The following is a 12,715-nucleotide window of genomic DNA, read 5'->3' on the forward strand; positions in this document are numbered from 1 at the left end:
ACTTGTCCTCGGCTGCGCAGAAAGGCGCGGTACGTCTGCTCGTCAGGCCAGATTCTTCTTGAGAAATTCGACCGTCCGCTTCCATGCAAGCTCCGCGGCCGCCTTATCGTAGCGGGCGGCGGAGGTATCGTTGTTGAAGGCATGGTTGACGCCGTCGTAGATGAAGATCTCGAAGGTCTTGCCATTGTCCTCGAGCGCCTTCCTGTAGGCATCGATACCGGCATTGATCCGCTGGTCAAGCCCGGCGTAGTGCAGCATTACTGCCGCCTTGATGTTCGGCACGGCTTCGGCCGGCGGTTGCGCGCCGTAGTAGGCGACGGCGGCGTTCAGGTTCGGGTCGGCGACCGCCAGCTGGTTGACCAGTCCCCCGCCCCAGCAGAAGCCGACGGCGCCGACCTTGCCGTTCACCCGGTCGAGCTTGGAAAGATAGGAGACCGTCGCCACGGCATTGTCGACGGTAGCCTCGCGATCGAGATTGCCGATCATCTCGCGCGCCTTGTCCTCGTCGGCCGGCGTGCCACCGTCTGGCGACAGGAAATCGGGTGCCAGCGCCACGAACCCTTCCAGCGCCATGCGGCGCGCCACGTCGCGGATATGCGGGTTGAGGCCGCGGTTCTCGTGGATGACGACGACACCACCAAGCTGACCCTGCGCGTCCTTCGGCCAGGCAATATAGCCCTTCATCTGGCCCTTCGGCGCGGCGAAGGACACCTCCTCCGTCGTCAGCCGGCTGTCGCCTTCCGCGACCATCTGGGCGCTGGCACTGTTGGCGGCAAGCAGCGGCGCGATGGCGGCAGCTCCCGCGGCAGACCCGGCAAGCGCCGTCAGCCGCGCCATGAAGCGGCGGCGGTCGAGAGACAGGTGGGTGTACTCGTCATAGGCGTCGATCATCGCCTGCGTAATCTTCGGCGTCCGCTCCATGATGTCTTCTCCCGCGTTTCCTTGCGCCCCTCGGTTGGGCGCTCGCGCGAAAGAATATGCCAACGCGGAACAATGTCCGAGCAACACCTCCTCACGGTTGCGTGATCCACCGCGCGCGCCGGCCCCACCGGCGCGGTCAGCCGTTCAAGTCGAGCACGATGCGGCCGTCGATCTTCCCGGCTTCCATGCGCTTGAAGATGTCGTTGATGTTTTCGATCCTGTCCCAGGAGAAATGCGCGGCGACCTTGCCGTCGCCGGCAAATTCAAGCGATTCCTCCAAATCCTGCCGGGTGCCGACGATGGAGCCGCGCACGGTGATGCGCTTCAAGACGGTGTCGAACACGGGAAGCGAGATGAAGCCCGGCGGCAGACCGACGAGCGACATCGTCCCCTTGGAGCGCAGGAAGCCGTAGGCCTGTTCCATGGCCTTAGGCGACACCGCCGTGACCAGCGCACCGTGCGCGCCGCCGATCTGCTTCTGGACCTTCTCGATCGCATCTGCCTTGCGCGCATCGACAATCATGTCGGCACCGAGCTTTTCGGCCAGCGCCAGCTTGTCCTCGAAGATGTCGGAGGCCACGACATTCATGCCCATAGCCTTTGCATACTGCACGGCCATGTGACCGAGCCCGCCGATCCCGGAGACGACCACCCACTCTCCGGGCTTGACCTCGGTTTCCTTCAGTCCCTTATACACGGTGACGCCGGCGCAGAGGACGGGGGCGGCGGGACCGAATTCAAGATTGTCAGGCAAGCGGCCGACAAAGGCCGGATCGGCAAGACCATACTGCGCAAAGGTGCCGTTGACGGAATAGCCGGTGTTCTGCTGCTCGGCGCAGAGCGTCTCCCAGCCGGTGTTGCAATAGCTACAGCTGCGGCAGGCCGTATGCAGCCAGGGCACACCGACGCGGTCGCCTTCCTTGATGCGCTTGACCTTTGAGCCGAGCTTGGCGACGAAACCCACGCCCTCATGACCGGGTATGAACGGCGGCTTCGGCTTGACGGGCCAATCGCCGTTGGCCGCATGCAGATCGGTGTGGCAAACGCCGGTCGCCTCATACTTGACGAGGATCTGATCCGGCCCCGGTTCGGGAATATCCACCTCTTCGATCGTCAGCGGCTTGCCGAACTCCCGCACGATCGCGGCCTTCATCGTCTTTGCCATTGCAGGTCTCCTTGGGCTTGCACGCTTGTCCCGGCAACCGGAAGAAGCGCAGGCAGGTTCCAATAGTGACGACGTGTTTTCTGGTGCGGCCGGGTGGCATGAGCCGCCACACCGGGCGCGCGTGAAAGATTATGAGCAATGCGGACGAATTGGAAGTTGACCGAGGTCAACCGACTTACGCCGGTGGTATAGAATGAAACGGCGGCCGCCGATGTGATCGACGACCGCCGCTTTGCGTTTAAATCAACCGTGGACTGCTCAGCCCATGGCGCCCGGATAGTTCGGGCTTTCGCGGGTGATCGTGACGTCGTGGGCGTGGCTTTCGCGCAGGCCCGCGCCGGAAATGCGCACGAACGTCGCCTTCTCCTGGAAGTCCTTGATGTCGCGGCCGCCGACATAGCCCATCGACGCCTTCAGGCCACCGGCGAGCTGGTGCAGGACGCCCGAGACCGGGCCCTTGTAGGGCACCTGGCCTTCGACGCCTTCCGGCACGAGCTTCAGCGTGTCGCGCACCTCGGCCTGGAAGTAGCGGTCGGCCGAGCCGCGCGCCATCGCGCCGACCGACCCCATGCCGCGATAGGCCTTGAACGAGCGGCCCTGGTAGAGGAACACCTCGCCCGGGCTCTCATCCGTGCCGGCGAGAAGCGAACCGACCATGCAGGCAGAGGCGCCCGCGGCGATCGCCTTGGCAAGGTCGCCGGAGAACTTGATGCCACCGTCGGCGATGACCGGAACATCGGCATCGCGCGCAGCAGCGACCGCCGCCATGATCGCGGCGAGCTGCGGAACGCCGACGCCGGCGACAATGCGGGTCGTGCAGATCGAGCCCGGGCCGATGCCGACCTTGACCGCGTCCGCGCCCGCGTCGATCAGCGCCTTCGTACCGTCGACGGTCGCGACGTTGCCGGCCATGATGCGGACGGCGTTGGAGAGCTTCTTGACCTGTGACACGGCATCGAGAACACGCTGCGAATGGCCGTGCGCCGTATCGACCACCAGAAGGTCGACGCCGGCGTCGATCAGCCGCTCAGCCCGTTCGAGGCCATCGTCGCCGACCGAGATCGCCGCGGCGGCGCGAAGGCGGCCCTGCGCGTCCTTCGAGGCGTTCGGGTTGAGCTGCGACTTCTCCATGTCCTTGACCGTGATCAGGCCGACGCAGCGCCCGTCGGCATCGACGACAAGAAGCTTTTCAATGCGATGCTTGTGTAGGAGACGCTTGGCTTCCTGCTGCTCGACATTCTCCTTGACCGTGACGAGGTTCTCCCGCGTCATCAGCTCGTAGATCTTCTGCTTCTGATCCGAGGCGAAGCGGACATCGCGGTTCGTCAGGATGCCGACGAGGCGGCCGGCGACACCCTTGGTGCCGTTCTCGACCACCGGGATGCCGGAAATGCCGTGCGCCTTCATCAGCGACAGCGCATCGGCGAGCGTGGCGTCCGGACCAATCGTCACGGGATTGACCACCATGCCGCTTTCGAACTTCTTGACCTGCCGGACCTCCTCCGCCTGCTCGATCGGAGTGAGATTGCGGTGAATCACGCCGAGGCCGCCGGCCTGGGCCATGGCGATCGCCAGCCGCGCCTCGGTGACCGTGTCCATCGCCGACGAGAGGATCGGCAGGTTGAGGTCGAAATCCCTGGCGATGCGGGTGGCGATGTTCGTCTGACCCGGCATGACCTCCGAGTGACCCGGCTGCAGCAGCACGTCGTCGAAGGTGAGTGCTTCCAGTCCGGTTGCGGTTTCTACGATGCGTGCCATGGCCAATCCCTTCGGTGTAATAGGCTGCGGGCCAAGGGAACGCTTGGGAACGGTCCACCTGGTCGCTTGCAAGATAAGTCTTGGAAGTTGGCGAGGGCTCGTAACACGTTCATGACGGATTGGAAATAGCAAAATGCCCGAGTTCAGTTTGACAGAGGCTCGAAGCAGGCGCAAAAGGCTGACGACTGACGGGCGGCGATGTACCGAGACCCTTTCGCTTTGACCGCACCTTCTCCCCAAATCGATCCGCGGCGTATCGCATGAACCGTATCGTCCCTCTCATCCTTGCCGTCGCGCTTTTCATGGAGCAGATGGATTCGACGGTCATCGCCACCTCGCTTCCGGCAATCGCGCATGATCTCGGTGTCGGGCCGATCACGCTGAAGCTGGCGTTGACGGCCTACATGGTATCACTGGCGATCTTTATTCCCCTCTCCGGATGGATGGCGGATCGCTTCGGCGCCAAGCGCATCTTCCGGCTGGCGATTCTCGTCTTTATTTTCGGGTCCATTCTTTGCGCGGTGTCGAACAGCCTGGTTGCCTTTGTCGTCTCGCGCTTCATCCAGGGCATGGGCGGGGCAATGATGACGCCGGTGGCACGCCTGGTGCTCGTGCGCAGCACCTCGCGCAGCGAACTCGTCTCGGCCATGGCGATGCTGACGATCCCGGCCCTCGTCGGCCCGCTCGCCGGACCGCCGCTCGGTGGCTTCATCACCACCTATTTCGCCTGGCACTGGATCTTTCTCATCAACGTACCGGTCGGCATCGTCGGATATGTGTTGTCCGGTATTTACCTGCCGGACATCCAGTCAGCCCCGCCTGCGCCACTGGACATCAAGGGCTTTTTGCTTGGCGCCGTCGCCGCGGGCGGGACGATGTTCGGTCTCTCGGTGATCAGCCTGCCGGCGCTTCCGCCGGAGATCGGTCTCGCCGCGACGACAGTCGGGCTCCTCTCCGGCTGGCTCTATGTGCGCCATGCCAGGCGTCACCCGGCGCCGCTCCTGGATTTGGCCCTCTTCCGGGACGGCGCGTTTCGGGCTGCTGCGATCGGCGGGACGCTGTTTCGGCTCTCGGTTGGCGCGATCCCCTTCCTGATGCCGCTGATGCTGCAGGTCGGCTTCGGCCTTTCGCCGTTCCAGTCCGGGCTTATCACCTTCACCGGCGCGGTCGGCGCCATTACGACGAAATTCCTCGCCAAGCGGGTGCTGACCTTCGCCGGTTTCCGCACGACGCTGATCGTCGCCACCATCGCCGGCGCCGTGCTCACAGCCGTCAACAGCCTCTTTACGCCGGACACATCCGTAGCGCTGATCTCCTTCGTGCTGCTCCTGGCCGGCTTCGCGCGCTCGTTCTTCTTCACCAGCGTCAACGCCTTGTCGTTTGCAGACATTGCCGACAGAGACGCCAGCAAGGCGACCTCGATGAGCGCGGTGTTGCAGCAGATGAGCCTGGCGCTCGGTGTTGCGATCGCCGGGACGATCCTGGAGGTCGAGACGATGCTGACGGGCACGCAGCTCCAACTGCGCGACTTCCATATCGCTTTCATGATCATCGCAGCGCTGACACTCATCGCCCTCGTGCCGTTCCTGACCATGGCACGCAATGCCGGCGCCTCGGTCTCCGGCCACCGGATCGCGACGAAGGAAGAGACCGTGGCGATTAAGTAGACGACATTACTCGGGGCGCTCGCAAACGATCGACAGCTTGTTGCCGTCGAGATCGCGCACGAAGGCGGCATAAAAATCGGCATGGTACGGCCGGATGCCCGGCGCACCCTCGTCCGTTCCACCGTTTGCCAGTGCGGCGGCGTGGAATGCGTCCACCGCAGCCCGGCTTGGTGCGTCGAGGGCGACCGTCACCCCATTGCCGAACGTCGCCGGTTCGCGGTTGAACGGTTCGACCACCCAGAAACGGCAGCGCACGTCCTCGTCCGCACCGTACCCGATCTCGCCCCCGGCCTGCTTCTGGCGACGATAGCCGAGCAGCGGCAGGATCGCGTCATAGAACCTGCCGGCCCGTTCGAGGTCGTTCGTGCCGACGGTCACATAGAGCAGCATCAGGCTTCCTCGCCCGCCTCGGCTTCCGCCCCGGCCACCGATTTGCCGCGTCCCTTGAAGCCCTTGGCGAGCAGGAACATCTCGACCGATTCGGCGCGCGAGGCCGCCGGTTTGACATGAATAACCTGCCGGAAGTTCTGCTTGAGCATGTTGAGGAGGTCGCGCTCGGTGCCGCCCTGGAACGTCTTCGCCAGGAAGTGGCCGCCCTCGGCCAGCACCTCGACGGCGAAGTACGCGGCGACCTCGCACAGGTGCATGGTGCGCAGATGGTCGGTCTGGCGATGGCCGGTGGTCGGTGCTGCCATGTCGGAGAGGACGAGGTCGGGCGTGCCGCCGATCGCCTCCTTCAGCTTCTCGGGCGCCTCCGGATCAAGGAAATCCATCTGCAGGATCTTCACGCCCGGCAGCGGATCCACCTCGAGAAAATCAATGGCCGCGACGCGGGGATCCGCGTCGGTCGAATTCGTCACCTTGGCGGCGATCTGCGACCAGCTTCCCGGCGCGGCCCCCAGGTCAATGATGCGCCTGGCGCCTTCGAGGATCTTGTGTTTCTCGTCGATTTCCAGAAGCTTGAAAGCGGCGCGCGCGCGATAGCCCTCGAGCCGCGCGCGCTGCACGTACGGGTCGTTGATGTGACGCTCGATCCAGCGCCGCGAGGACGCCTTGAGCTTGCCCTTCTTCACCTTCTGGCCGAGCTTGCGGCCGGAGCGATTGCCGCCGACAGGGGGCTTGGTCATTTTTCTCGTCCTTCCGATCGGCCGGATTGGCCGCGGTTCGGCCGGCGATGGCGGCCGCGTCGCCAGACCCCGTCATCGGCCATCATGTCGGTCAAAAGGCCCTCGCGCAGGCCGCGGTCGGCGACGCGCATGCGGGTCGAGGGCCAGCGGTTGCGGATGGCCTCGAGAATGGCGCAGCCGGCCAGAACCAGATCGGCCCGGTCCGGACCGATGCACGGGTTGGCGGCCCGCGCGGAGAAATCCCACGACAGCAGCCGCGCCTGCATGGCGGTCACCTCCGCATCGGAGAGCCACACGCCGTCCACCTGGCGCCGGTCGTAGCGCGGAAGGTCGAGATGCACGCCTGCGAGCGTGGTGACGGTCCCGGACGTTCCGATCAGATGGAAGTCCTCAGGTGCATGGGCGCCGTGCGCCGCGCAGTCGAAATCGGCAAGCATCGCCTCGACTTCCCTGACCATGGCCGCAAAGCTCTCGGGCGTGACGTCGCGGCCGCCATGGCGTTCCGACAGCGTCACGACGCCGACCGGAAGCGATGTCCAGTGCGTGATGTGATTGGCAAGCCGGCTGGAACGATTTTCGCCGATGCGGATCACGGCGATTTCTGACGAGCCGCCGCCGATATCGAACAGGACGACCGACTTCGCCTCGCGCCCGACCAGCGAGGAGCAGCCGGAAACGGCAAGCCGCGCCTCTGTCTCCCGGTTGATGATCTCAAGCTCCAGGCCGGTCTCCGACCGGACGCGATTGAGAAAGGCCTCGCCGTTCTCCGCCCGCCGGCAGGCCTCGGTGGCGATCAGCCGGCTGCGGCGGATGTTGCGGCTCTTCAGCTTGCCCGCGCAGATCTTCAGCGCCTCGACCGATCGGTCCATCGCCTCGTCCGAAAGGCGGCCACTTGCGGCGAGCCCCTCGCCGAGCCGCACGATTCGCGAGAAGGCGTCGACGACGCGGAACTGCCCGGGACGGGTGGGCTGCGCGATCAGCAGCCGGCAATTGTTCGTGCCGAGATCGAGCGCGGCATAGAGCGACGTGTCGTTCGGCTCGCCGCGCGTTCCGCTGACCGTCGAAGGCTGGCCTCCGTTGCGGCCGGCTGTTGGCGGCACCGGCTGGCGCGCAATCGACGACGGTACGGACTTCAGCGACGGCCCGACAACCTCGGGCGGCCGCTCCGAACTCTTCAACGGGCGGCCCTGCAGGCCGCGCTGGTGATGGGGCGGGCGGCTCGAATGGCCCTGCCCGGACCGCTCCGAAACGGCTGGCGCGGGAGACCCGGCCTCGGCCGGTGCCGGCGTGTTGGCTTGGCCGCCACCCTTGCCGCGGCGCCGACGTTTGCGCTTGCGGACGGCATCGCCGTCTTTGGTGACGGATTGGGGGCGAGTTTCCAGGCCGCTGTGGCTGGAATCGTTGCCCGGGGAAAGGGAACCGCCAGACGGACCTTGGGCCCGTTTTGCCTTTCCCTTGCGGCGGCGCGACCGCTTCGGTCTTGCCGGTCCACCCGTGGCCTGCCCCCCGGAAACGGACGGCCTTTGGCCGTGGTCGGGGTCGTTCACGTGTCTGCCTATCGCGCCGCGCAAAGCCCTGACGAGCTGCAGCAGGCGCTCTCTCGATTTTTCGTTGCCGCGACCTTACCAGCGCGGACCGTTTTGGACAATTGCTTTTGTGCGTCGGCAAAATCCCATGCTTTCGTGGCCACAACGACCGATCCATCGAGCGCGGGGAACCAATCGCGCGCAGGTCAAGAATGACGGGCTTGGATGTCCCACAAAAAAAATCGAGAACCCTATTTGCATCCGCGAGGCTTTTGGTTATAAGCCCGCCTCACAGGCGCCGGCCACCTTGGTCGAAGCCAGCTGGTGGGGAATAGGTTAACGGTAGACCCACGGACTCTGACTCCGTTAGTCCTGGTTCGAATCCAGGTTCCCCAGCCAATTCTCTTTCTACCTCATTGGATCGTCGAAATGCCCCACGCCAACGTCGGCGGATGATGGCATTTTGCTGCAATCCGCTGCTACAAGCCCACCGTGCGGTAGGTGGCGGAAACCTTGGCAATCTCGAACGTGTCGCGACGGTTGAGCTTCGAGAGCGGATCGGCAGGCACTGGTTTGCAGCTTCGCAAGCCGCAACGATGACTGCGCGGCCGCTTTCCGGATCGGCTAAACGGGATGAAACAGCTCTTCTAACTGGACCGCCGAGCCCGATGCTCTCGGACGATCAAGTCGCCGACGCAGGCAGAGTTTTACCGTCCTGCGGCAGCGACCGGTTGCTGTCGACAAGGCTCGGCGATGACGATGGCATCCGTCTGCGGCAGGTTATGGCCGCGGAGGTGCGGTTCCGGCGGCACCGCCGCCCGGTGGCATCGCAGAGCGAGCCTTTTCCAGCAGCGCCGCGGTCAGGTCCACACAGTCTTTCATCGTTTCCCGCGGGTCGCAGCGGACAGCTACCGTCGCATCGCCGCTGCGGAGCACAAAGGCCGCGCCGCGCCGCGGGCCACCTCCGCCGGAGACCTCGTCCGTGATGCTGCGCAAGAGGTCTTCGATTTCGCGATCCTGGATCGCGCCCCGGTCGCCGGAGCCTGAGCCGGACGCGGTCTGACCCAAGGCTGGGAACGACAACAGCAGGAGGCCTGCCGCTATGAAAAGAATCCTGTTCATTTGACCTCTCCTGGCTTCGTGTTCTCCTGGCTTCGTGTTCAGTTGGCCGGCAGGAATACCCCAGCCGGCCTCGTGCATCCCGTTGTGTGCATCCCGTTGCGAAGGCGAACTGGAACCCAATAGACCTTCCATTTGCGGGCACGTCGCCGGCGGGAAGCGCATGCTCGCCCTCGCCGCCACGGGTCTCGGAAAGATCGCGCTCATCACCAAGCTCGATCATACGCGCAGTCGAAGCGTCATCCGGCCTTGTCTCCCGAAAGGGGAACCGGTTTCGGGACAAAGACATGCGCAATGACCTACAGCGTGCGAGCGAACAGTCGCGACGCGCCTTAGTCCCGGCAGACCCGCCTGCGAACGAAGGCCAGCCAGTCGCCGTTTTCGGCCCGCAAGCTGCGCGAAATGAAGACGCAGTTTTCGTCGTCGCCTGCCGCAAGACGCTCCAGCAGGCGTTGCCGCAGATCGCCGCGGTCTCCTCCAAGCCGGCCGCGCTGTCCGATCAGATCCATGAGCTCATCCCGGCGGTCCTGCCGTGCGGAGATGAGGTCCATGAGCCGTTCGCGCCGGTCGCCACGGTCCCCCATCAGATCCATCAGATCATCCCGGCGGTCCCGTCGGTCGGCGAGGAGATCGCGAAGCCGCTCGCGTCGATCGCCGCGGTCTCCCATCGTGTCGCCGCCGTCTCCGATCAGGTCCATGAGCTCATCACGACGGTCACGCCGTTCGGCGAGCAAATCTCGGAGCACGTCGCGCCGATCCTGGCGGGCGCGAAGCGCATCCCTCAAAAACTCACGTACGTCGCTGGCGCTGATATCGCCGCCGTCGTCGCCCCCGCTCAATGATTGTGCGGCGGCCGGGGCAGTCGTTGCGCAGATAAGGGGAAGTGAAGTGGCAAGCGAAAGCGCTGCCACTGCTATGAGACCTAGCCGTGCCATGAGATTCTCCCATCAGTCAGACCGGAGCGTATAGGTCCGCTGTCGCCGCTGGATCGTTAAGATCGGCAACACCGACCGGAAGAACTCCGATCTATCCATGCGTTACTCAACAGGAGGAAACAGTATCTACCCGATACCGGATTTATATTGACCGTTTTTTTAGGCGAATATGTGGCGACCGTGGCTGCTGACCGTCCTTATGACACGTTGGAGGACGTTCCCCCAATCGGGCCCGGCCAATGTGCTAACGCCCTCCCGCGTTTGTCGCAAAGCAGCGAGGAACATTTGATCGAAAGCACAGTTCGTGCCGGCAGGAGGAACGGCAATGGACACCTTGGCTTTCAAAGTGGCGGTCCGAATGGCGATCGGCTTCGCAATCGGCGCGGCCACACAATTCGCCCTGATATATCTTGACCCGGTTGGCTTCGGTCACGGTCGCGGCATCAATACCGTCGGTCTCTGCCTGCAACTGTGGAGTTTCATACCCTTTGCCGTCGGCTATCTGACCACGAGTATCGCACTCGAAAGAAGCGACCACCTGTTTTGACGCACTAGAAGCAAACACTCGGCAGGCGTGTCGCGCCGGTGCTAGAATGCGTCATGGACAAGTCCGGCCTTTCCTTCGTGTTCCTGTTGTGCGTCTTGGCCGCTATCGTGCTCAGCGTGGTGCTGTTCCATAACCGTCGACTGGAAATGTCGCCGGGCGATGAAACGCTGGTACCGCCCCATAGACAGGAGCAACCACAATAGTATGCTTGTAAATTAGATCTGGACGGCCTGTGCGCTGGCTTCGAGCGACCTTCCGGGGACTGTGCCTGCAATCCCCGACGCTTGGATAGCATGGAACACTGCTTGTCCTGGCCCGTTTCTTTCCCCAGGAGGGATCGGAGGAGTGCCACAATGGATCCAATGTACTGGACAAAATCCGTGGAATTGGAGTTGAACGGTCCCGGTCGGCTCCAAAAAGTGCGAAGCACTCTTGAAGCTTCGGAATGCCTGAAGCTGTGGCCCAACAAACAAGGGATTGCCTACGGCGAAGCCAAGCGGGTCTTCCGCGCCGTGCTCAGGAGCGGGGCTCCGAGGCAGATCGCCCGAGCAGCCTTCATCAGGGCGGCCGAGGAAGCGGGTATTTACGTCAAGAAGCGGTAGCCGCGCCTGAGGTCATGCCGCTCGGATCTGCCGGCGCGTGCGTGCCAGCATCGGACCGTATTCGATAAGAAACAGCCCGAACGCCATCAACCACAGGGCACCGGACAGGCCGTAGATCGCCGGTGCATGATCGGGAAGAAAGCCTGCCACCGGGCGCGCCAGCGCACATAGCACGATCGCCGCATAGGAAAGCGTCGTCATGCGCGAGGCCGCGGGGTTCCGGCCGGTATGACTGCGGGTCGCGCGCGTCGTTACGGCGAGCATCATCAAGGCGACCGTGCCGATCGTCACCACATGCAGAGCGGACTTCGGGTCGATGATGCCGATCGCCGCCATGCTGATCGCGATGAAGCCGAGCGGCACGAACAGATAGGCGACGTGCAGGATCGCGACCAGCATTTCCGAGAATGTCGTCCAGCCACGCCAGCGATAAAGCCGGACAAAATGGAAGGCGGCGGCTATCACCGCGCCCGCCGCAGTCAGGATGCTTTCGGGCAGCGCCACCCACAAACCAAGCCCGACGACGCCGGCCATGATGGCAGCGGTGTCGAAGCTGCTGTAGGGCGCCGGAAAATCCTTCCGGCCGCTTCGATTGATCCAGTTGCGCGTAAAACTCGGGACGATCCGTCCGCCGACGATCATGATCAGGCCGACATAAGCCGTGATCGCAAGCCGATGGGCCCGCTCAGGCTGCCCGCCGGCGAGCACCTCATAGTGAAAACCGGCATTGGCGAGAGAGAGCGCCAGCAGCGCGGCAATCACCTTCAGATCGTTCCACTTGCGGCCTGCGACAACTTCGCGCAGGCAGATGAGAAGCATGGCGGGCAGGAAGAGCAGGTCGACTGCGACCGCGACGCCGACGCCGATCGTGTCCGAGGCAACAAGCGCCAGCCGCCCCGCCAACCAGAGCAGAAACAGCAACAACAGCGGCCACCCCGAAACCGGCAGGCGGCCCGTCCAGTTCGGCACGGACGTCAGCAGAAATCCGGCAAGGACGGCCGAGGCGTAGCCGAACAACATTTCGTGCGCATGCCAGTGAGAAACGCCGTATTTCCAGGCAAAATCGAGCCCGGAAAGGGCCGCAATCCAGAGTGCCATCGCAGCGAAGGCCCACAGCGCCCCGCCGAGAAAGAACGGCCGGAAGCCATAGGAAAAAAGCACCGGGCCCGTTTGCGAGAGCCCCCGGGGAATGCCTCCGGCCCTCTTCGATTGCGACGTCACCGTCATTGGATCGCTCCTCTTGTTCGGCCCAAATTTAAGCAAAGGGTTTCGCGGCTCGTTGACAACTCGCAAGGAAAGGAACTGCGAAAGTTTGTGATGGATCAAAGACCACCATGGCGAGTGGCGT

General features: G+C 63.9%; 13 protein-coding genes and 1 tRNA gene. 6 read left to right on the top strand and 8 right to left on the bottom strand.

All coding sequences use genetic code 11. The features are described from left to right. Positions 1-42: 42 nt before the first annotated feature. The 3 genes from J2Y48_RS07725 to guaB form a co-directional block, all read right to left on the bottom strand. Positions 43-921: a dienelactone hydrolase family protein gene (locus J2Y48_RS07725; RefSeq protein WP_310415251.1), complete on the bottom strand. Its 879-nt coding sequence runs from the start codon at positions 919-921 to the stop codon at positions 43-45. 136 nt (positions 922-1,057) lie between these two features. Next, positions 1,058-2,086 (bottom strand): alcohol dehydrogenase AdhP, encoded by a 1,029-nt coding sequence (adhP, locus tag J2Y48_RS07730; protein WP_310415254.1) that lies wholly within the window; start codon positions 2,084-2,086, stop codon positions 1,058-1,060. A 258-nt stretch (positions 2,087-2,344) separates the two neighbouring features. Then, entirely contained in the window at positions 2,345-3,844 is a 1,500-nt protein-coding gene (guaB, locus tag J2Y48_RS07735) for an IMP dehydrogenase (protein ID WP_310415257.1), read from the bottom strand. A gap of 260 nt (positions 3,845-4,104) precedes the next feature. On the opposite strand from guaB, the gene J2Y48_RS07740 reads away from it, so the two are divergent. Next, the gene (locus J2Y48_RS07740) at positions 4,105-5,511 is read left to right on the top strand and encodes a DHA2 family efflux MFS transporter permease subunit (protein WP_310415260.1); all 1,407 of its coding nucleotides are present in this window, start codon (positions 4,105-4,107) and stop codon (positions 5,509-5,511) included. 6 nt (positions 5,512-5,517) lie between these two features. On the opposite strand, the gene J2Y48_RS07745 is transcribed toward J2Y48_RS07740, so the two are convergent. Genes J2Y48_RS07745 through J2Y48_RS07755 form a run of 3 tightly spaced genes read right to left on the bottom strand, consistent with a single transcriptional unit; the run spans position 5,518 to position 8,185 of the window. Further along, positions 5,518-5,901 carry a VOC family protein gene (locus J2Y48_RS07745; RefSeq protein WP_310415263.1) on the bottom strand — a complete coding sequence of 128 codons (384 nt, stop codon included), beginning with the start codon at positions 5,899-5,901 and terminating at the stop codon, positions 5,518-5,520. Next, positions 5,901-6,638: an RlmE family RNA methyltransferase gene (locus tag J2Y48_RS07750; protein ID WP_310415266.1), complete on the bottom strand. Its 738-nt coding sequence runs from the start codon at positions 6,636-6,638 to the stop codon at positions 5,901-5,903. The genes J2Y48_RS07745 and J2Y48_RS07750 overlap by 1 nt, the downstream gene beginning before the upstream one ends. Next, complete coding sequence (locus tag J2Y48_RS07755) at positions 6,635-8,185, bottom strand: exopolyphosphatase (protein WP_310415269.1); 1,551 nt, start codon at positions 8,183-8,185, stop codon at positions 6,635-6,637. The genes J2Y48_RS07750 and J2Y48_RS07755 overlap by 4 nt, the downstream gene beginning before the upstream one ends. A gap of 304 nt (positions 8,186-8,489) precedes the next feature. Between J2Y48_RS07755 and J2Y48_RS07760 the strand changes: the two genes are divergently transcribed. Continuing rightward, a tRNA-Gln gene (locus J2Y48_RS07760) sits at positions 8,490-8,563 on the top strand. Positions 8,564-8,944: 381 nt separating this feature from the next. Here J2Y48_RS07760 and J2Y48_RS07765 read toward each other — a convergent pair. Further along, positions 8,945-9,286 carry a hypothetical protein gene (locus J2Y48_RS07765; RefSeq protein WP_310415274.1) on the bottom strand — a complete coding sequence of 114 codons (342 nt, stop codon included), beginning with the start codon at positions 9,284-9,286 and terminating at the stop codon, positions 8,945-8,947. A 284-nt stretch (positions 9,287-9,570) separates the two neighbouring features. Between J2Y48_RS07765 and J2Y48_RS07770 the strand changes: the two genes are divergently transcribed. From J2Y48_RS07770 to J2Y48_RS25320, 4 genes are all read left to right on the top strand, one after another. After that, positions 9,571-10,125 carry a hypothetical protein gene (locus J2Y48_RS07770; protein ID WP_310415277.1) on the top strand — a complete coding sequence of 185 codons (555 nt, stop codon included), beginning with the start codon at positions 9,571-9,573 and terminating at the stop codon, positions 10,123-10,125. Between the two features lie 418 nt (positions 10,126-10,543). Beyond that, positions 10,544-10,765: a hypothetical protein gene (locus J2Y48_RS07775; RefSeq protein ID WP_310415280.1), complete on the top strand. Its 222-nt coding sequence runs from the start codon at positions 10,544-10,546 to the stop codon at positions 10,763-10,765. Between the two features lie 53 nt (positions 10,766-10,818). Further along, a complete protein-coding gene (locus tag J2Y48_RS07780; protein ID WP_310415283.1) occupies positions 10,819-10,968 on the top strand; it encodes a hypothetical protein in 150 nt (49 codons plus the stop codon). A gap of 159 nt (positions 10,969-11,127) precedes the next feature. Beyond that, positions 11,128-11,367: a DUF982 domain-containing protein gene (locus tag J2Y48_RS25320; RefSeq protein ID WP_405030180.1), complete on the top strand. Its 240-nt coding sequence runs from the start codon at positions 11,128-11,130 to the stop codon at positions 11,365-11,367. Between the two features lie 12 nt (positions 11,368-11,379). Here J2Y48_RS25320 and J2Y48_RS07785 read toward each other — a convergent pair whose 3' ends face one another. Then, positions 11,380-12,594: an NnrS family protein gene (locus J2Y48_RS07785; protein WP_310415286.1), complete on the bottom strand. Its 1,215-nt coding sequence runs from the start codon at positions 12,592-12,594 to the stop codon at positions 11,380-11,382. Between the last annotated feature and the right edge of the window lie 121 nt (positions 12,595-12,715).

The organism is Mycoplana sp. BE70 (assembly GCF_031455855.1).
Classification (GTDB): domain Bacteria; phylum Pseudomonadota; class Alphaproteobacteria; order Rhizobiales; family Rhizobiaceae; genus Mycoplana.

Excerpts from the sequence above, each read along its gene's own strand:
- guaB (WP_310415257.1), bottom strand. The coding sequence starts at position 3,844 with ATGGCACGCATCGTAGAAACCGCAACCGGACTGGAAGCACTCACCTTC.
- J2Y48_RS25320 (WP_405030180.1), top strand. The coding sequence starts at position 11,128 with ATGTACTGGACAAAATCCGTGGAATTGGAGTTGAACGGTCCCGGTCGG.
- J2Y48_RS07770 (WP_310415277.1), top strand. The coding sequence starts at position 9,571 with ATGCGCAATGACCTACAGCGTGCGAGCGAACAGTCGCGACGCGCCTTA.
- J2Y48_RS07740 (WP_310415260.1), top strand. The coding sequence starts at position 4,105 with ATGAACCGTATCGTCCCTCTCATCCTTGCCGTCGCGCTTTTCATGGAG.
- J2Y48_RS07785 (WP_310415286.1), bottom strand. The coding sequence starts at position 12,594 with ATGACGGTGACGTCGCAATCGAAGAGGGCCGGAGGCATTCCCCGGGGG.
- J2Y48_RS07765 (WP_310415274.1), bottom strand. The coding sequence starts at position 9,286 with ATGAACAGGATTCTTTTCATAGCGGCAGGCCTCCTGCTGTTGTCGTTC.
- J2Y48_RS07780 (WP_310415283.1), top strand. The coding sequence starts at position 10,819 with ATGGACAAGTCCGGCCTTTCCTTCGTGTTCCTGTTGTGCGTCTTGGCC.
- J2Y48_RS07725 (WP_310415251.1), bottom strand. The coding sequence starts at position 921 with ATGGAGCGGACGCCGAAGATTACGCAGGCGATGATCGACGCCTATGAC.
- J2Y48_RS07750 (WP_310415266.1), bottom strand. The coding sequence starts at position 6,638 with ATGACCAAGCCCCCTGTCGGCGGCAATCGCTCCGGCCGCAAGCTCGGC.
- J2Y48_RS07745 (WP_310415263.1), bottom strand. The coding sequence starts at position 5,901 with ATGCTGCTCTATGTGACCGTCGGCACGAACGACCTCGAACGGGCCGGC.
- adhP (WP_310415254.1), bottom strand. The coding sequence starts at position 2,086 with ATGGCAAAGACGATGAAGGCCGCGATCGTGCGGGAGTTCGGCAAGCCG.
- J2Y48_RS07775 (WP_310415280.1), top strand. The coding sequence starts at position 10,544 with ATGGACACCTTGGCTTTCAAAGTGGCGGTCCGAATGGCGATCGGCTTC.